Below are 18,680 nucleotides of genomic sequence, written 5' to 3'. Positions count from 1 at the left end.
ATTTTTGCAATGTAACGTACCACAATATACCTTTTGCAAAAATAAAATTTAGGAAAATGAAACCACAGATGTAGACGCCAAAGGCGACTTTTTGGAGGGTACACAAATGAACACCGATAAATTATCTGTGTCCATCTGTGTCCATCTGTGGTTCTAAATATCCATTCATCATAATTTTTGCAAAAAATCGTAATTAACAAATTCTTGGTAACTGATCGCCAACAAGCATATCAACAATACGTTCAGTACCAAAAACAGTTTTTAACAAGACAACACCAGGAGGTGAGGAAATAACTTCACCGATAATACAAGCATTTTTTCCGGCTGGGTGAGATTTCATCGCTGATAAAACAGTGTCAGCATTTTCGCGTCCTACCACCACCACCAACTTACCTTCATTTGCCAAATACAATGGGTCTAAACCTAAAATTTCGCAAACACCATTGACTTCTTCACGCACTGGTATAGACTGTTCATCTAAACGAATTCCCACACCAGAACTGAGAGCAAATTCATTTAAGACTGTGGCTAAACCACCGCGTGTGGCATCCCGCATAGCATGAATATCGGGACAGGCATTGAGGATAGTTTCAACTAAACCATTCAACGGCTGACAGTCACTTTCAATATCAGTGTCTAATGCTAATTCCCCGCGGGCAATTAAAATTGCTGTGCCATGATTGCCCAATTCACCATTAATAATGACTGCATCTCCTGGTTGAATGTTGTGGGCAGAAACATTAACTCCTGTGGGAATGACACCAATACCAGAAGTATTAATAAACAATTTATCTGCTGCACCGCGATGAACAACTTTCGTGTCACCAGTGACAATTTGTACGCCAGCTTTTTTTGCGGCTGTTCGCATACTTTCGGCAACACGCCGCAAAGTTTCTACAGCAAACCCTTCTTCTAAAATGACACTACAGCTAAGGTATAACGGTTTGGCACCACTCATTGCTAAATCATTAACTGTACCATTGATGGCTAATTCTCCAATATCACCACCTGGGAAAAATAAAGGATCTACAACGTAAGAATCAGTGGTAAAAGCAAGCCTGTCTCCCTGTTTCATAAGACTCGCTAAATCAAAGCTGGCTTGGTCTTCTAATTGAGAGAGAGTAGGATTATCAAAATTCTTGACAAAGATATCATCAATTAAATCGCGCATTGCTTTGCCACCGCTACCATGCGCGAGGGTGATATGAGTATCTCGCATTTTACTTGGATGGCGGCGAACTTTTTCAACTTTTTGAAACAGGAAATGCTGTGCTGAGTTAGAGAAGGAATTCATCCTAAATTCTGTTTAAATATTTGACTTCGTAGGGTGGGCATTGCCCATAAAAGTCTGATCCACATTTGAAATATTAATAAGCAATGCCCACCCTACAGAAAACCTAAGCGAACATGATATCAGGCGTCTGGTTTGAGGCAGGCAAGATGCCTACTCCACAAAGTTTCTACACCCTAGACTTTACTCTAGGCAAAACATACTGACCCAATCCAGAACGGTTTCCGAGATTGACTCCTAAAAGCCTAAGGTAATTCCCCATCGCTAACTGGATTGGTTCCCATTTTTCTAGCGCCGCCACCACATCACCGCCAGATTCCTGTAACTCTTGTGCCAGTTCGATCGCATTCGTGACAGCTTTAAAAGTACCAGCAGCCGTATGAGGTCGAACTACAAATGCAGCATCGCCGATTAAACACACCCGCCCGAAAACCAGACGCGGCACTGATAAGTCGTAGATGGGTTGAATAAAGGGTTTTTCTGTCAGTTCAAATAGATACTGAAAGATTTCTGGTAGATATCCCTTTGCCGCCACTCTCATCTGTTGGATGACTGACTCTCGGACTTCTCCTTGAGGCAAGAAAAACTTCCGCACTCGTCCTTCGCGGTCACTCATCACTGTCTTCAACTCGTCACCATCTACGACATTTAAGTACCAAAGCCAGTTGATGCGACGTTTCCCTTCGTCTAATTCCCCATTTGGTCCAGGTACCAGATAGCATAGTGCCTGCATACCGGGTCCGTGAAACAAGGTAAATTGTTCGGCGAAAAATTTCGCAACGTCTGAGGAAAGAAGACTTTCGTCTATCAGTCCTCGCCATGCTACATACCCTGCATACTGCGGAACGGTATCCGGTAGCAGTTGTTGGCGTATGGTTGAATCAACACCGTCAGCCCCAATAAGTAGGTCACACTTTTCTTTCCGTCCGTCTTCAAAGCGGATTACTAGACAGTGGTCACTCTGCTCAACACCAATAACCTTACTTCCTTGATGGTAGTGTTGATCTGGGAAAACTTTCCGCAGTTGACGATACAACATATCCCAAGAAGTCATCAATTGAGGCGCTGATTCTTCCCAAATAATGCTGCCATCTCCAATAATGTACTGTCTCTTCCACGAAGTCACACCCAGGGCTTCTGCTGTCGTGATACCATGTTCTGCCAGAAACCGATTGATTTCCATTTGTAGGACAAGACCAGCACCTCGACTTTGCACAGTACTAGGCGTAAGATTTGCTTCATTGTAGGAACCACGCTCAAAAATTTCTACATCACAACCGATGCCGCGTAGGGCTAACCCTGCACATAAACCACCCATTGAACCTCCTGCAATTACGACGCGGAGGCGTTTTGAGTTGTGTTGTGTGATGCCGTGGTTGAGTTGCATGGAGATGATTCTGTTGTTGTCTGTGTCACAGTGTTAAAGTCTACAGGATTGACTTTAATACTGAAAGTGACAAAATAATTCGTAATGCCTACTTCGTAATTCGTAATTATGTTATGGTTTTCTCACCATATCTACCACTATTTCTTAGAGTGTGTTTATAAAGAAAATCTTAAGTAGGGTGTGTTACGGCTCGACAAATATTTTGGGTTGCCTACAATTATTTTGAGCCGTAACGCACCGCACGTTTGAAGGTGCGTAACGCTGCGCTTTTACACACCCTACATATTTAAAATTTATTTTATAAACACGCTCTTAGACATCATTTTCTTAGCAACATGAGAATAGCGACCATACTTGTAGTACGCTGCACAAGCACCTTCAGAAGAAACCATACAAGTTCCAATCGGTGTTTCTGGAGTGCAAGCTGTGCCAAAGACTTTGCATTGCCAAGGCTTCAAAACTCCTTTGAGGATTTCTCCACATTGACAAGCTTTATGGTCAGCAACTTTTAGATTAGGAATGGTAAATTTTACTTCTGCATCAAATTCAGCATATTCAGGACGCATTTTAAATGCAGAATTGGGAATTTCATCTAAACCTCGCCACTCAAAACTTTCTCGGACTTCAAAAACTTGATTCATGGCGGCGATCGCCACAGAATTTCCCGCTTCCTCTACCAATCGATTATATTGATTTTCTACTTCACAACGCTTTTCAACAATTTGTTGCAATAGCATCCAAACTGATTGGATAATATCCAAAGGTTCAAAACCAGAAATCACAATAGGTTTTTGATACTGTTGGGAAATAAACTGATAAGGTTCAGTACCAATCACCATGCTGACATGACCAGGACCGATAAATCCATCAAGTTGCAAATCCGGATTATCTAACAGTGCTTCTAGGGCGGGAATCACGAGAACGTGATTGCAAAACATACTGAAGTTATAAATTTTTTCAGATGCTGCTTGCAGGATAGTCAAAGCAGTACTAGGGGCGGTTGTTTCAAAGCCTAAGGCGAAAAAGACAACTTCTTTATCGGGGTTATCTTTAGCAATTTGCAGGCTATCTAAAGGAGAATAAACCATGCGAATATCTGCACCTTGTGCTTTGGCTTGCAACAAACTTGTTGTGGAACCGGGAACGCGCATGGCATCTCCAAATGTCGTGAAGATGACGTTAGGATTTTGGGAGATAGAGATAGCATCATCTAACCTTCCCTTTGGCATCACACAAACAGGACAACCAGGACCATGAATTAATTCAATTGCTTGAGGTAAAACATCTTCAATACCATATTTAAAAATAGAATGAGTATGACCGCCGCATACTTCCATGATTTTGATAGGCTTTTCTAGCTGTTGGCACAATTCTTGAATGGCACGAAGTAAAGCGTCAGCTTTTCTCGGTTCTCTGAATTCATCAACGTATTTCATATCTAGTTTTTATGAAAATTTTCGATTGACTTGTAATCAGCGCTGACTAGGAATCCATTGCTACGACTTCTGCTAATTCTTCCAAAATTTGCAAGGTTTCCATAGCTTCTTTTTCGTTAATTCTATTCATAGCAAATCCCACATGAATTAATGCCCAATCGCCAACGCAAGATTCAACAGGATGCTGTTCGTCAACAATGCAAGCAATATTAACTTGACGCTTGACACCACCAACGTTGACAACAGCTAATTTTTGTTTAACGTCGGTTATTTCTATGATTTGACCGGGAATTCCTAAACACATTTTGTATTTTCTGTTTTTTTATGAACCGCCAAGACGCAGAGGACGCAGAGCAAGGAAAAAAGAGAGAGTATTGCGTAAAGCATTTAGTGTTGCTATATTGTAATTTTTATAAAATTAACAAGTAACAATTAACTAACAAAAAGTATTAATTCATTAATTGTGCAGCGCCAATAACAGCTTGTCCTAGGGATAAACCCCCATCATTAGCTGGAACTACGCTGTGAGTGAGGACATTGATTTCCAATGCTTGTAAGCGTTTGGTAACTTGTTCTAACAGAATACAATTTTGAAAAACTCCTCCTGTTAGGACAACGTGATGAATGTCATTTTTCTGACGGAGATTATCAACCATTTCTACAATGGCATGAGCTAAGCTTGTGTGAAATTTAGCAGCAATCATTGCTTGAGGAGTATGCTGCTGTAAATCATTTAGCAAGGCTTGCCACATGGAACGTGAATCTATATGATAAATACTATCTGAAACAACAAAGTTAAAATAATAATTTAAATTTTCTTTATTATCTAAAATAGTGGTATCAGCTAAAGTTTCCATTTCAATTGCTGCTTGTCCTTCATAGCTACATTCTTCTCGGCAGATACCAATTGCAGCGGCTACAGCATCAAATAAACGTCCTACTGATGAAGATAGAGGAGAGTTAATTTCTTTTTCTATAAGCTGATTCAAAAGTTTCAGTGGCTTTTGTTCAAGAAATTCTACAATTTCTAAATTTCCGTATTTTTGTTTTAATTCGTCCCAAGGAAAGGCAGATATTAACTGGGCGTAAGTGTTACGCCAAGGTTCTTTCATTGCTTGTTTTCCACCAATCATTGCTATTGGCTTAAATGTCGCCAGCCTTGTAAACTGGCGATAATCTGCTAACAGAAATTCTCCGCCCCACAATGTTCCATCTTCGCCATAACCTAATCCATCTAATGCAATACCTAAAACAGGTGGTGAGTTAATATGTAAACCATTTTCTGCCATGCAAGCAGCAATATGGGCGTGATGATGTTGGATGTGGAGTTGGGGCACGGCACTGCCGTGCCCGTACTGATTGGAAACTGCGAGTTCTTCACCAAGTTTGGTAGATAGATATTCAGGGTGTAAATCAACAGCAATGGCTTCTGGTTGATGCTCAAGTATATTTAAGTACAGATTGAGCGTATCCTGATAAGATTGGAAAGTTACTGGATTTTCTAAATCTCCCTGATGTTGAGATAAAATTGCTTTTCCATCTCGCAATAAACAAAAAGTATTCTTTAGCTGGCTGCCCATTGCTAAAATTTGAGGAACGCTTTCAAAACCTGGTGGTAAATTGATAGACGCTGGTGCGTATCCTCTAGCACGACGGATGGTTAGCACTTTATCATCAACAACCCGTACCACCGAATCATCTACTCGGTTAACAATGTCGCGATTATGTAGGAGAAAATAATCAGCAATCTTTCCTAACTTCTCACGCGCTTCGACATTATCAATAGATTGCGGTTCATCAGAAAGATTGCCACTTGTCAGAACAATGGGGCGATTCATCCGCCTCAAAATGAGGTGGTGTAAGGGAGTATTAGGTAGCATAAAACCCAAGGTGTTTTGCCCGGGCGCGATTGAGGGCGCTAGGCGGGGGGTTTTGGATTTTGAATTTTGGGTTTTGAATTGTATTCTCCCACTTCCCCTTTCGTCGTCGTCTCCCCCTTTTGCCTGAATTAACACAATAGGTGCAGCGGGACTTTCGAGTAATTCTCTTTCTTTGGCGTTGGGAGTGCAGTACTCTTCAATAATTGCCATGTCTCGCGCCATTAAAGCAAAAGGCTTTTGATTGCGCTGTTTACGCTGGCGCAGTTTTTGCACAGCGTTTTCCTGCGTGGCGTCGCAAGCGAGATGAAATCCACCTAGCCCTTTTATGGCAACAATCTCGCCTTTTTGTAACAGGGTACAAACGGCATCAACATCGTCAAGCATAGAAAACATATGAGGTGTAATTGGTTTACTATCGGAACGTTCTAACCAAGCTTTAGGACCGCAAACCTGACACGCTACCGGTTGGGCATGAAACCGACGGTTTTCAACATCCTTGTATTCCCGACGACACTCTGCACACATGGCAAAACTAGCCATACTTGTGTTAAGGCGATCGTAAGGTATGGCGCGAATGATGCTTAGTCGGGGACCGCAATGAGTACAGTTCGTGAAGGGATAACGATACCAGCGGCTGAAGGGGTCAAAGATTTCCGCTTTACATTTTTCACAAGTGGCAGCATCGGGAGGAATTTCTGTTGTCACCACGCTGCTGACACTCTGAGAAATGACAAAATCATGGAAAATTGATTTGCCTTCATAACGCTTGCGCGTTACTTCATCAATTCTCGCCAGTGGCGGACATTCTTTCTGTAATTTTTGAACAAATTCTTCTATAGATTCTTCACGACCAGATGCCCGAATTAAGACACCTTGACCGTCATTACAAACTTCGCCTTGCAATCCGTATGCTTTTGCAAGTCTATATACAGTGGGACGGAATCCCACTCCTTGAACAGTACCGCGAACCCTGATTTCTTCAGTAGACATAAGATTTTAATGAATCACGTAGATGCAAAGAAGACAAAGAACTCAGAACTCAGAATGCAGAATACAGAATGACTCCAGAAATAAATTAGCTAAGTAAACAGACATAATTAAACGTAGGATGTGTTAGGCGCAGCCGCAGGGCATCAATCCTTTGAACAGCATGGGTTACGCTATTGCTAACCCATCCTACTACTCGCTACTCAGTCACACAGAACCTTTTCTTATGTGTTCCTACTGTGGGATTCTGAGTTATTAGTTATCTTCCAAAGTAAAATTCGGTTATTTCCAGAGTCAGCTATGACCGCAGTATTTCCACATACTTTTATTCCATAAGACCAATTCAAACTATCTCGTTTTGGAAGTCCAAAATCGCGATTTTCGCTTTTACTTTGAAAGCCAATTTGTCCAACAAGCGCATGACTTTCAGCACCTTGTAAAGACAGAATTGATTGTGGCTTTCTCCAGCCTAAAACCCTTGAATTAGCGGTATCGGCAACGAACAGCCACTCACCAGCAGCAGCTACCCCGTAAGGCATACTCAAACTCTTGGCACTAGGGAAATAAACTCCTTGATTGATTTCAACTGAATCAAAAGTTTTTTGTCCTAAAACCACCGCACAAGAAGCATTATTTTCTGTTGGTATGCCCTGCCAAATCATCACGCGGTTATTCCCTGCATCCGTGACAACTAAATTTTCTCCCCAAACCGTAATGTCATGGCACCAACGCATACTAGATGCTGAGGGAGTACCGCCGCCATTTTCATCGCGGGAGATCATATCTGGTTGTCCCAAGACTAAATCGGCAGGTTGACCATTTTCTTCTGGTAATTGATGCCAAATTAATACTCGGCGATTTCCTGTATCAGCAACAAATAGCTTTCCTTGATGATAGAAAACTCCATAACACCAGTTCAAAGTGTTGGCTGCTGCTTTTTGGGTTCCTCGGTTGGGTTCATTCTCCGTAAAATGGGATTGACCTAATACTAAATCGGCTGGAACATTGTTGTCTTCTGGCAGTTTTTTCCAAATTAAAACGCGATGATTCCAAGCGTCTGCGACTGCTAAACCTTCACCACAAGCACAAATTCCAGTTGGTACACTAAGTGTTGCCCTTCCAGGGTTGCCTTTAGCATTTTGTCCTTCATGATTAAAGTCAGGTTGTCCAATCACCCAATCAGCAGGTTGACTATCTTGAGTGGGTAAATTCTGCCATCCTAATAAACGATGATGTCCTGTATCTGATACCCACAATGGTCCATTTTCTGATATCAAGCAGGCACCGCGAGGACCAAACATTTCTCTGCTGCTAGGTGCAACAGGCATGACTAATTGACCTTCAAGAGTCTTTCCTAAAATGACTTCTGCACCTTGAGGAAAAAGAGGTAAAAGTTGGGGAACTTTTGCCGCTTCTGTTTCATCTATTGGTGTAAGAGTCATTTCAGTTCCTGTGTCCATCGGTAGATTTGGGATTATGCGGCTTTTTTACCCTCAAATAAATTTGGGCAAAAATCTCAAATAAGTGGAAAATAATGGAAATCTCTTTGATAGTTAATCGTCTGTAATCTGTAAAAACAGGTTTTAGCTTTCAGTTTGAAGTTTTTCAAGACTAATAAAGCTAAAAAATTACTTCAACTTGATATCTTTATGTAGAAATGGCATAAGTATACCAGTCAAAAAGCTTGAGATGACAACTGGTATCCAAAGGCTAACTCTAGTTTGTGCAAGTAAAAACAATAGTAACGCACTGAAGCCAATACCAATTGCAGTTTGCTTGACAAATTGCATGGGATCGCGCAGTAGCTTTCCCCTAAAAAATAACCTAGCGCTAAACCATCCTATCTCTAACATGATTCCTCCTAAAAGTTTCTCAAGGCATTCAGCACTATGAGTCCTAAGATAATTCCAGGAATGACGCCCGCCGGACCAAAAAATCCGCCTAGCAGTGCCGCTAACTGATAGCCTAAATCTTTCCCGGCTAAAATCATCCCGCCAATAGCACCGCCTACTATAGATAAAGCTGTTGCTACTAAAAACCACACAAATCCTGTCATGAGATTCAAATCCCCAGCCGTTAAGCTTGTGAGGAAATCTCTCAAAGTTTGATTTGTCAGAATATCTGTCATTCTCATCTCCTGAATGGAAATTGTTAGTTGTTGGTTGTAGAGACACGCCCTAGCGCGTCTCTACACAATAAGCACCACTAACTATTGTCTATTTCTGTCTCAAGTTCTTGCAGCATCTGTAGTACAACTTCCGCTTGTTCTATTTGTCCATGTTGAGTGAAAATTTCCCAAGCTTCTTGATAATAGGTACGCGCTTGCCGCATATTTTTCAGATTCCCGGCTTCTGGTTTTTCCGGGTTATCTGGTAAATTGAATAAGGCGTTGGCTTTATTAGAAATAGTGTTGGCGTATTCCAAAGGTGTGTCTTTGGCATCACGCACTTTTAATGCTTCGTCATAAGCAGCGATCGCCCGCAAAATATTCTCCAAAGGATGCGAACTCGGTAGATATTGCAAAGCGTTACCCAAGTTATTTTGCAACATCGCATATTCCCTTGGATGGTTTATTAACCGAATATGCTTCAGTGCCTCCTCAAATGTCTGCACTGCTAACCCTTGACGCAACGATTCTTTTTCTGATGTCAGGGGCATGGAAAGGTAAGCAATTGCAATATTATTGTGTAAAATTGCATATTCCTGCGGGTACTTCTGCCAGGTAAACACCTGCAAAGCTTTCTGATAAGCTTGGATGCTATCGGTCATCCGCGCTAAATTGAATGGTACAAGCGATTGCAATACTAACCCTAAATTCATTTGGGCTTCCGCCACTTCCTCTTGCGGGGCAAACTCCAGCAAAATAGGTAGGGCTTCTTCTAATCGTTGTTTCGCTTCTAACAACAGTTGTTCCCCAACATCAGGAATTGCCTTTAGGGCAGTTGCCATTCCTGCCTTTGCCCTAGCTTTCCACAGCAGATTATCCTCAGCGCACAAATCATGTGCCTGATGACACAGCGAAACTGCATTCCATAAATCTTGGGCAGTTTTTGGCTTTTTTTGAAAGCCCTGCGCCATTTCAATCAGCATCTCAATTTTTTCTTGTGTCGTTGCTGAAGACGAAGCAATGACAGCCATTGCCGCCTTCACTGCTGAATCTGTCATGCTGGGAGTCATTACTACCTTCCTAAAGCAGGTTGGAGAAAATCAAATATGCAGGCAAAAATAGATTGTTCCTAAGGGGAGAACACAGAACGCAGAACGCAGGAGAAATTCTTAATTCACCAGTTCTGACTACTTTCCTTGTCAATACATGACTTTTGCAAAAAGTCTATTGAGTCTTTCAAGCCCGCACACCGTTAAGAAGCAACGAACATGGCGTCTTTGTTACTTTTCACTTCTGAATAGGAAAACCTCGCTTCCATTCCTCTCTCCTACAAGGAGAGAGGCTTTTACCTTACCCCCTTCCCTAGTAGGGAAGGGGGCTAGGGGGTTAGGTTTTTCGTGGATTTTTCCACATGGCATGAAAAGTGAGGACCTCTTTGGGCTGTCCCAACCAAACTTGTTTACACAGATGATGAGTCAACTGCGGTTAATCGCCTCTTTGCAAAATTAGGCGCTTGAGTTCCCTTTGAGTGAGAGGCTTATGGATCAAAGGAGGTACAGCGATTTTAAGCGCTTAGTATTTTTGCCAGAAGTCTGATGAATACTCCTTGAATTTATTCAGTCTATTTTCTTTTAATATAAAACATTTCGTTTAAAAGAAATAGATGTTTTTGTAAACTTTCATCTAAAACATATTCATAAAACTACATTTGTATTTTTTTTCTCTTTCAAAAGTTATTTTCTAAAAAAATGATTTACTAGAAGTTTAAATTGAAAAATTGTTTACGAGGGATATTTTTTATTTTTTATTAACGCCATATTGTTAATATATTAACTCTAATTTTTCTATAAAAATGTTACTGAATAACTGTTTCGGCAAAAAATGAATATATTCAAATTCAAACAAGATAAATTTTTATGTAAGAAATAAACAATTGAATCAAAAAATACATGATATTAGAAATAAAGGGAAAAAAACAGGTGAGAGGCTACAAACAACGCCACCTGAATCATGCAGGGTAAACAATAGAAATAAAGATAGCTGATGACGAACTTACTATGGCTGCAAGGTGGTGCATGTTCAGGCAACACCATGTCATTTCTTAACGCTGAAGAACCCACAGTTTGTGATTTGGTCACTGACTTTGGCATTAACGTCCTTTGGCATCCATCCCTAGGATTGGAACTAGGTGCAAACTTGCAGACGATGCTGTGGGAATGTCTTATGGGCAAAATACCCTTGGATATCCTGGTATTTGAAGGCAGCGTGATCAACGCGCCCAATGGCACTGGAGAATGGAACCGTTTTGCCGATCGCCCAATGAAAGACTGGTTAAACGACTTATCGCAAGTTGCCAACTATGTCGTCGCCGTGGGAGACTGTGCCACCTGGGGAGGAATTCCCGCAATGGCACCCAACCCTAGCGAATCCGAGGGATTGCAATTTCTCAAACGCAAAGAAGGGGGCTTTTTAGGGAAAGAATTCCGGTCAAAATCTGGATTACCCGTGATCAACATTCCTGGATGTCCTTCGCACCCGGACTGGATTAGCCAAATATTAGTGGCGATCGCCACAGGTCGAATTGGCGATATTGTTCTTGATGAACTGCATCGTCCACAAACCTTCTTCAACACCTATACCCAAACAGGTTGCACCCGTAACATCCACTTTGCCTACAAAGCATCAACCACCGATTTTGGTCAGCGTAAAGGATGCTTGTTCTACGACTTAGGTTGTCGTGGACCAATGACTCGTTCTTCCTGCAACCGCATTTTGTGGAACCGCGTTTCCTCCAAAACCCGCGCCGGGATGCCCTGTTTAGGTTGCACCGAACCCGAATTTCCCTTCTACGACCTCAAACCAGGAACCGTATTTAAGACACAGACCGTGATGGGAGTTCCCAAAGACTTGCCCGCAGGAGTAAACAAAAAAGACTATGCCCTACTCTCCATCGTGGCAAAAGACACAATGCCCGAGTGGGCAGAAGACGACTTTTTCACAGTTTAGTTAGTGGTTATGGCGGTTTCCATTTTGGTGCAGTACGATTTTCACCCCACCCCTTACCCCTCCCCGCAAGCGAGGAGGGGAAAATACTTCCCCCTCTCTGCTTAGCGGAGAGGGGGTTGGGGGGTAAGGTTCCGGCTGTATAAGAACCAAGTAACAACCACTATAAATTTCACCTTAGTTAGTGGTTATGGCGGTTTCCATTTTGGTGCAGTACGATTTTCACCCCACCCCTTACCCCTCCCCGCAAGCGAGGAGGGGAAAATACTTCCCCCTCTCTGCTTAGCGGAGAGGGGGTTGGGGGGTGAGGTTCCGGCTGTATGAGAACCAAGTAACAACCACTATAAATTTCACCAAAGGACGAATGATACAGGACAAAGGACAAATGGGAATCCAAACATTAGACATATCACCCCTAGGGAGAGTCGAGGGCGATTTAGATGTCCGAGTGGAAATAGAAGATGGACAAGTCGTAAACGCTTGGACACATGCCGAACTCTTCCGAGGATTTGAAGTTATCCTGCGCGGTAAAGACCCCCAAGCAGGATTAATTGTCACACCTCGCGTCTGCGGTATTTGCGGTGCTTCTCATCTCACCAGTGCAGCTTGGGCGTTAGATACCGCTTGGGGAACAGAAGTTCCGCGCAATGCGATTTTGGCTAGAAACTTAGGTCAAATTGTCGAGTCAATTCAAAGCATACCCCGCTACTTTTACGGTTTATATGCCATTGATTTGACCAATAAAAAGTATCGGTACAGCCCTTTTTACCAAGAAGCATGCAGACGCTTTGCTGCCTTTACTGGCAAATCTTACGAACTTGGCATCACAATTTCTGCCAAACCAGTAGAAATTTACGCCTTATTTGGCGGTCAATGGCCCCATTCTAGCTACATGGTTCCTGGTGGCGTGATGTGCGCCCCGACTTTAACAGATGTAACTCGCGCTTGGTCGATTCTGGAATACTTCCGCACCAATTGGTTAGAACCCGTGTGGTTGGGTTGTTCTTTAGAACGCTACGAAGAAATCAAAACTTATGAAGACTTTATGGTATGGTTGGACGAAAACCCAAGCCATGCCAATTCTGATTTAGGTTTTTATTGGCGCATGGGTTTAGATATTGGTTTGGATAAATATGGTGCTGGTGTAGGTAAATATGTCAGTTGGGGATATTTACCTCATGAAGCAAAATACCAAAAGCCGACAATTGAAGGGCGCAATTCTGCCTTGATTATGAAGAGTGGAGTCTACGACAGTTTCACCGACACTCATACTCTCATGGATCAAACTTTCGTCCGCGAAAACACCACTCACTCCTGGTATGAGGAACTGACATCAGACATTCACCCGTACGATCGCACAACAAAACCAAGCAAAGATAATATCAAAGACTTCACAGGGCGATACTCTTGGTCAACAGCAGTGCGTCACAAAGAACTCGGACGCTTGGAAGCAGGACCACTCGCACGTCAGTTAGTGGCGGGTGGTAAACATGGAGAATCTTGGCAGCACTTCGACGGCTTTATTCTGGATGCTTTCAGGCAAATGGGTGGGGCAAGTATCCATCTGCGACAATTAGCACGAGTTCACGAAATTGTCAAGTTGTATCGCCAAGCCGAACGCTGCTTACGCGAGTTCCACCTGAATGACCCTTGGTATATCAAACCCAAAGAAAAAGATGGACGCGGTTGGGGTGCAACAGAAGCAGCGCGGGGTTCCCTGTGTCACTGGTTGGAGATTGAAGGTGGTAAAATTAAAAATTACCAGATTATGGCTCCCAGCACCTGGAATATTGGACCGCGTGACGCTGAAGGAATACGTGGACCCATTGAGGAAGCTTTAGTTGGGACACCTATTTACGACTCAACTGATCCAGTGGAAGTGGGTCATGTAGCGCGATCGTTTGACTCTTGTTTGGTTTGCACCGTTCACGCCCATGATGCAAAGACGGGTGAGGAATTAGCGCGTTTTCGTACTGCGTAGGGTGCGAAGCGCGAGAGTACAGCACCAGCTGATTTGTCAACCACGGTACAGCGTAGGTGCATTTTTGCCTTGTTCCCAGTCTCTGGCTGGGAATACCATTGGGAGGCTCTGCCTCCCTTACTTGCGGCAGAGCCGCTTAAACCGCATTTCCAGGTAGAACCTGGAAACGAGATTTTAGAAGAGTTTCAGCTTAAGTTGACACCAATGGCATCTAGTCCCCCCAGTTTATAGGACGGGCTAGAAGCCCATCCCACAAAAAAAAGTTGGATATTTTTAATTTGGAAGTCCCTTAACGCACCACCTCATCAAATTTGCCTCAACCGACAGGTACAGCGTAGGGTGCGAAGCGCAAGAGTACCGCACCACCGAATCATATTTGCCTCAACGCACAGATAAAATCTTCAGATACTCAGTAGCCACCCAACCCTCAGAAGAAACCCATTGGTTAGATTTAACCTTAATCCAACGAAAGTTGTCATTATCTTTGCCTTCACCGTACACGGTGACTCTTGACCCATTGGGAATCTTACCAAGTTCACGAGCACTCGTGTCCGGTTGTTCCCGAACATTCAAACCACTTGTAGCATTGATGACGATGACTTCTGCAACAGACCCACTAGATGTTTCAGGCTGGATACTTACATGGTTTTTAAAGACATACCAAGTGTCGTACTGAGGACATCCAGCATTTCCGACTTTATCAAACAGAGTGACTCTGTAGTGGTCTGTGTCTGCGTCTGCTCTATCCCTAACTCTAAATGTCTTCCCACTGCTAACATTATACTTCTCACAAAGTCCAAGCTGACTTGAGTCCTTGAGACTCTGTTTGAAATTCGTTCCACTTGAGAATGTGACTTTTAATATGTATGCCATTGACGGATCTCCTTGTTGGATTTTCAACACTTATTAGATGGTAATGTATGTTGAAGAACACGCACACTGAGACTATTAAGAGCGTTTCAGTGTTTGATGTCAATTTAGTTGGTAACAAGCGCGCCCCGTTAAGCAGATTGCTAATCTTACCTTTGCCATCTCCTGTCAGCCGGAGACTTTTCCTGACAATACCCGCGCTGAGGATAGGGCAACCCGAAATCCGCAGATGGCATCCTTGTCGAACAGCCGAAACTTGTCACGATAGCCAGCACGGTAGAGTTTGGGCATGAACCCACGAAAATAAATTAGGGGTTACGCACTTTACAAATCAACTATTGTGTGCAGTCGCTCTAGTGCCAACTTCCGTGCGGTTCTGCAATAGTCAGAGCGAGCAAGAATTTCCCATTTCTATCTCACTCATGCATAAGTTGATTTTTCTTGCACTTAATTAAAGAAGGAAGGGCAGCAAACAAGTCTTATTCACATAATCATATTTTTGGCCTAAGTCCTAGTGTGCGAGGAGATGAGGCGTTTATTAAATGAGTAACACCCATGTCAAAACCATTTTAATTCTGGCAGCAAATCCGACAAGTACCTCAAGGCTGCGACTTGATGAAGAGGTACGGGAAATTGATGAAGGATTACGACGCGCTAACAAACGAGAGGAATTCAAGTTAGAGCAAAAATGGGCAGTGCGTCAGCGTGACTTCTACCGCGCCATGTTAGATTGTCAACCGCAAATTGTTCACTTCTGCGGACATGGTGCTGGGCAAGATGGTATTGTTTTAAACGATGAGATGGGACAGCCTGCATTAATCTCCGCAGATGCACTGGGGAGTATGTTTAAGCTGTTTGCTACCAAAGGAGTTGAATGTGTCCTTTTAAACGCTTGTTACTCACTCGTGCAAGCAGAAGCAATTAGCCAACACGTAAACTATGTGATTGGCATGAATTCGACAGTAGGGGATAAAGCAGCTGTTGCTTTTGCAGTGGCGTTTTATGATGCGATCGCCGCAGGGGAAGAGGTGGAGTTTGCTTATGAGCTTGGCTGCTCTCAAATGATTGGTTTTTTGGAACAGCAAACTCCGGTACTGAGAAAAAAACAGTTAATTATCCCCATAGCACCCCAAACAGAAGTTATTCCTCCCAACCCGTACCAAGGATTGTCTGCATTTGGGGAAGAGGATGCAGCATTCTTTTTTGGACGAGAGACGTTTGTGAATGGCTTAGTGCAAGCAACTCACCAAGAGCCTTTGGTAGCAGTGATTGGTCCTTCTGGTAGCGGCAAATCTTCGGTGGTATTTGCAGGACTGATTCCACAGTTGCGAGGTGAAGGAAATTGGCTGATTGAATCTTTCCGTCCTAGTCATCAGCCATTTTATCAGCTTGCTTCGGCATTGGTGCGTCAATTAGAACCAGAAATTGGTGAAACTGAAAAATTGCGATCAGCGGTTGGACTAGCAGCAGATATACAGCAGGGTAAAGTGACCTTGCAGCAGGTAGTGTCTTGCATTATAGAACGTAACCCAGATAAACGTCTTCTGCTGGTTGCCGATCAATTTGAGGAGCTCTACACTCTTTGCCAGAAGGAAGAACAGGAAAGCTTTGCTGACATATTGCTAGAAGCTATCCATCAGAAACTTTTCACACTGGTATTAACTTTACGGGCTGACTTTTTGGACGATATGCTTTCCCATCGCCCATTTCGGGATGTATTGCAACAGTTTACACCTCAGTTCCTGAGTTCCATGAGGCGAGAGGAGCTACAAGCGGCAATTGAGCTACCTGCCAAAAAGCTGGAAGTACAGTTAGATTCTCATTTAACAGAACGCATTCTCGATGATGTGGGGCAAGAGCCTGGTAATTTGCCATTGTTAGAATTTGCACTGACGCGACTGTGGGAGAAGCAGCAAAACCGGGTCTTAACTCACCAAGCCTACGATGAAATTGGCGGTGTCAAAAAAGCTATAGCTAATCATGCGGAGCAAATTTATCAAAAACTCAGTGAGAATCTACAACAACAAGCACAGCGAATTTTTTTACAATTAGTGCATCCAGGAGAGGGAACGGAAGATACTCGCCGCATCGCTACCCGTGCAGAAGTTGGGGAAAATAACTGGGAATTAGTGATTTATTTAGCAGGATATCAAGCCCGGTTGGTAGTGACCAGACGTAATGAACTGGATGATACTGTAGAGGTGGTGCATGAAGCACTAATTCGGGAATGGGGAACCCTGCGCGAGTGGATAAATGCCAACCGTCAGTTTCGCACTTGGCAAGAGCGGCTTAAGATAGCATTACGGGAGTGGAAAAACAGCAATTATGACGCTGGGGCGTTGTTGCGAGGTGTGCCGTTGGCTGTAGCAGAAGATTGGTTGCACAAACGCGCTTTGGAAATGACGCAGGAGGAGCGAGACTTTATTCAGGCTAGCGCAAGTCAACGGGTTCGGGATAAGCAAGAACGCGATCGCCACAGGCAAAGGACAATTATCGCACTAGGTAGCTTCTCTGCGGTTACTCTAATTTTAGCTGGGGTAGCTAGTGTTGGTTGGTGGAGTGCTGCAATAAGAGAAATTAATTCTCTTACTATTACTTCAGATGCGCTGCTGAACTCAGATGGGCGAAAAGCCCTGAAAGCAAGTTTAAAAGCTGTTGTGCAAATGCAACATATACCCTTGGTAGATGCTGATACCCGCACACAGGTAGAACTGGCATTACTGGATACAGTTCACAATGTCGCAGCACCGAACACTTTAGGAGGACACGCAAAAGCTGTTAATGGCGTCAGCTTCAGTCCAGATGGCAAAATGCTGGCAACTGCAAGTGCTGACAACACAGTGAAACTGTGGAATACCGCCACAGGTCAAGAAATTAAAACCCTGACTGGGCATACAAACTGGGTTTGGGGCGTCAGCTTCAGCCCGGATGGCAAAATGCTGGCAACTACAAGTGATGACAACACAGTGAAACTGTGGAATACCGCCACAGGTCAAGAAATTAAAACCCTGACTGGGCATACAAACTGGGTTTGGGGCGTCAGCTTCAGCCCGGATGGCAAAATGCTGGCAACTGCAAGTTATGACAACACGGTGAAACTGTGGAATACCGCCACAGGTCAAGTAATTAAAACCCTCTCTGGGCATACAGCCTCGGTTTGGGGCGTCAGCTTCAGCCCGGATGGTAAAATGCTGGCAACTGCTAGTTATGACAACACGGTGAAACTGTGGAATACCGCCACAGGTCAAGTAATTAAAACCCTCTCTGGGCATAAAAACACCGTTAGGGGCGTCAGCTTTAGCCCGGATGGCAAAATGCTGGCAACTGCAAGTAATGACAACACGGTGAAACTGTGGAATACCGCCACATATCAAGAAATTAAAACCCTGACTGGGCATACAGACTCGGTTCTTGGCGTCAGCTTCAGCCCGGATGGCAAAATCCTGGCAACTGCAAGTAATGACAAGAGGGTGAAACTGTGGAATACCGCCACATATCAAGAAATTAAAACCCTGACTGGGCATACAGAGTTGGTTAGGGGCGTCAGCTTCAGCCGGGATGGCAAAATGCTGGCAACTGCTAGTGATGACAAGACTGTAAAACTATGGGATACTGCCACATATCAAGAAATTAAAACCCTGACTGGGCATACAAACGCGGTTAGGGGCGTCAGCTTCAGCCGGGATGGCAAAATGCTGGCAACTGCTAGTGATGACAAGACTGTAAAACTATGGGATA

14 protein-coding genes are annotated in these 18,680 nt (G+C 43.5%); 3 read left to right on the top strand and 11 right to left on the bottom strand.

Going from position 1 to position 18,680, the window contains the following annotated elements; all coding sequences use genetic code 11:
* Positions 1 to 193 precede the first annotated feature (193 nt).
* The 9 genes from hypE to ACM0OZ_RS14140 form a co-directional block, all read right to left on the bottom strand.
* Positions 194 to 1,294, bottom strand: coding sequence for a hydrogenase expression/formation protein HypE (gene hypE / locus ACM0OZ_RS14180; protein ID WP_414583460.1), 1,101 nt, complete (start codon positions 1,292 to 1,294; stop codon positions 194 to 196).
* Positions 1,295 to 1,460: 166 nt separating this feature from the next.
* The gene (locus ACM0OZ_RS14175; protein WP_414583459.1) at positions 1,461 to 2,678 is read right to left on the bottom strand and encodes an FAD binding domain-containing protein; all 1,218 of its coding nucleotides are present in this window, start codon (positions 2,676 to 2,678) and stop codon (positions 1,461 to 1,463) included.
* A 293-nt stretch (positions 2,679 to 2,971) separates the two neighbouring features.
* The gene (hypD, locus tag ACM0OZ_RS14170) at positions 2,972 to 4,114 is read right to left on the bottom strand and encodes a hydrogenase formation protein HypD (RefSeq protein WP_414583458.1); all 1,143 of its coding nucleotides are present in this window, start codon (positions 4,112 to 4,114) and stop codon (positions 2,972 to 2,974) included.
* A 46-nt stretch (positions 4,115 to 4,160) separates the two neighbouring features.
* Entirely contained in the window at positions 4,161 to 4,418 is a 258-nt protein-coding gene (locus ACM0OZ_RS14165) for a HypC/HybG/HupF family hydrogenase formation chaperone (RefSeq protein ID WP_414583457.1), read from the bottom strand.
* A 145-nt stretch (positions 4,419 to 4,563) separates the two neighbouring features.
* Positions 4,564 to 6,984, bottom strand: a complete 2,421-nt coding sequence (hypF, locus tag ACM0OZ_RS14160) for a carbamoyltransferase HypF (protein WP_414583455.1) — start codon at positions 6,982 to 6,984, stop codon at positions 4,564 to 4,566.
* A 221-nt stretch (positions 6,985 to 7,205) separates the two neighbouring features.
* Positions 7,206 to 8,423 carry a hypothetical protein gene (locus tag ACM0OZ_RS14155; protein WP_414583454.1) on the bottom strand — a complete coding sequence of 406 codons (1,218 nt, stop codon included), beginning with the start codon at positions 8,421 to 8,423 and terminating at the stop codon, positions 7,206 to 7,208.
* 186 nt (positions 8,424 to 8,609) lie between these two features.
* Complete coding sequence (locus tag ACM0OZ_RS14150) at positions 8,610 to 8,834, bottom strand: hypothetical protein (protein WP_414583453.1); 225 nt, start codon at positions 8,832 to 8,834, stop codon at positions 8,610 to 8,612.
* A gap of 8 nt (positions 8,835 to 8,842) precedes the next feature.
* Positions 8,843 to 9,109, bottom strand: a complete 267-nt coding sequence (locus ACM0OZ_RS14145; RefSeq protein WP_096567848.1) for a hypothetical protein — start codon at positions 9,107 to 9,109, stop codon at positions 8,843 to 8,845.
* A 77-nt stretch (positions 9,110 to 9,186) separates the two neighbouring features.
* Entirely contained in the window at positions 9,187 to 10,158 is a 972-nt protein-coding gene (locus ACM0OZ_RS14140) for a hypothetical protein (protein WP_414583452.1), read from the bottom strand.
* Between the two features lie 973 nt (positions 10,159 to 11,131).
* Here ACM0OZ_RS14140 and ACM0OZ_RS14135 point away from each other — a divergent pair.
* Positions 11,132 to 12,094 (top strand): hydrogenase, encoded by a 963-nt coding sequence (locus ACM0OZ_RS14135; protein WP_414583451.1) that lies wholly within the window; start codon positions 11,132 to 11,134, stop codon positions 12,092 to 12,094.
* Between the two features lie 382 nt (positions 12,095 to 12,476).
* Positions 12,477 to 14,072, top strand: a complete 1,596-nt coding sequence (locus ACM0OZ_RS14130) for a nickel-dependent hydrogenase large subunit (protein ID WP_414583450.1) — start codon at positions 12,477 to 12,479, stop codon at positions 14,070 to 14,072.
* A 381-nt stretch (positions 14,073 to 14,453) separates the two neighbouring features.
* On the opposite strand, the gene ACM0OZ_RS14125 is transcribed toward ACM0OZ_RS14130, so the two are convergent.
* The gene (locus ACM0OZ_RS14125) at positions 14,454 to 14,945 is read right to left on the bottom strand and encodes an SH3 domain-containing protein (protein WP_414583449.1); all 492 of its coding nucleotides are present in this window, start codon (positions 14,943 to 14,945) and stop codon (positions 14,454 to 14,456) included.
* Positions 14,946 to 15,110: 165 nt separating this feature from the next.
* Positions 15,111 to 15,233, bottom strand: coding sequence for a hypothetical protein (locus ACM0OZ_RS14120; RefSeq protein WP_414583448.1), 123 nt, complete (start codon positions 15,231 to 15,233; stop codon positions 15,111 to 15,113).
* Between the two features lie 251 nt (positions 15,234 to 15,484).
* On the opposite strand from ACM0OZ_RS14120, the gene ACM0OZ_RS14115 reads away from it, so the two are divergent.
* Positions 15,485 to 18,680, top strand: a 3,196-nt coding sequence (locus ACM0OZ_RS14115; RefSeq protein WP_414583447.1) for an NACHT and WD repeat domain-containing protein, incomplete at its 3' end; no start/stop codon positions are given.

It is taken from the genome of Scytonema sp. PCC 10023, assembly GCF_963920835.1.
Lineage (GTDB): Bacteria > Cyanobacteriota > Cyanobacteriia > Cyanobacteriales > Nostocaceae > Kalymmatonema.
The sequence above is the reverse complement of the archived record's forward strand: the minus strand, read 5'-3'. Positions and strand labels throughout refer to the sequence as shown.

What these genes read in the sequence shown, in the direction of transcription:
- hypE (WP_414583460.1), bottom strand. Translation starts at nt 1,294, where the DNA reads ATGAATTCCTTCTCTAACTCAGCACAGCATTTCCTGTTTCAAAAAGTT.
- ACM0OZ_RS14175 (WP_414583459.1), bottom strand. Translation starts at nt 2,678, where the DNA reads ATGCAACTCAACCACGGCATCACACAACACAACTCAAAACGCCTCCGC.
- hypD (WP_414583458.1), bottom strand. Translation starts at nt 4,114, where the DNA reads ATGAAATACGTTGATGAATTCAGAGAACCGAGAAAAGCTGACGCTTTA.
- ACM0OZ_RS14165 (WP_414583457.1), bottom strand. Translation starts at nt 4,418, where the DNA reads ATGTGTTTAGGAATTCCCGGTCAAATCATAGAAATAACCGACGTTAAA.
- hypF (WP_414583455.1), bottom strand. Translation starts at nt 6,984, where the DNA reads ATGTCTACTGAAGAAATCAGGGTTCGCGGTACTGTTCAAGGAGTGGGA.
- ACM0OZ_RS14155 (WP_414583454.1), bottom strand. Translation starts at nt 8,423, where the DNA reads ATGACTCTTACACCAATAGATGAAACAGAAGCGGCAAAAGTTCCCCAA.
- ACM0OZ_RS14150 (WP_414583453.1), bottom strand. Translation starts at nt 8,834, where the DNA reads ATGTTAGAGATAGGATGGTTTAGCGCTAGGTTATTTTTTAGGGGAAAG.
- ACM0OZ_RS14145 (WP_096567848.1), bottom strand. Translation starts at nt 9,109, where the DNA reads ATGACAGATATTCTGACAAATCAAACTTTGAGAGATTTCCTCACAAGC.
- ACM0OZ_RS14140 (WP_414583452.1), bottom strand. Translation starts at nt 10,158, where the DNA reads ATGACTCCCAGCATGACAGATTCAGCAGTGAAGGCGGCAATGGCTGTC.
- ACM0OZ_RS14135 (WP_414583451.1), top strand. Translation starts at nt 11,132, where the DNA reads ATGACGAACTTACTATGGCTGCAAGGTGGTGCATGTTCAGGCAACACC.
- ACM0OZ_RS14130 (WP_414583450.1), top strand. Translation starts at nt 12,477, where the DNA reads ATGGGAATCCAAACATTAGACATATCACCCCTAGGGAGAGTCGAGGGC.
- ACM0OZ_RS14125 (WP_414583449.1), bottom strand. Translation starts at nt 14,945, where the DNA reads ATGGCATACATATTAAAAGTCACATTCTCAAGTGGAACGAATTTCAAA.
- ACM0OZ_RS14120 (WP_414583448.1), bottom strand. Translation starts at nt 15,233, where the DNA reads ATGCCCAAACTCTACCGTGCTGGCTATCGTGACAAGTTTCGGCTGTTC.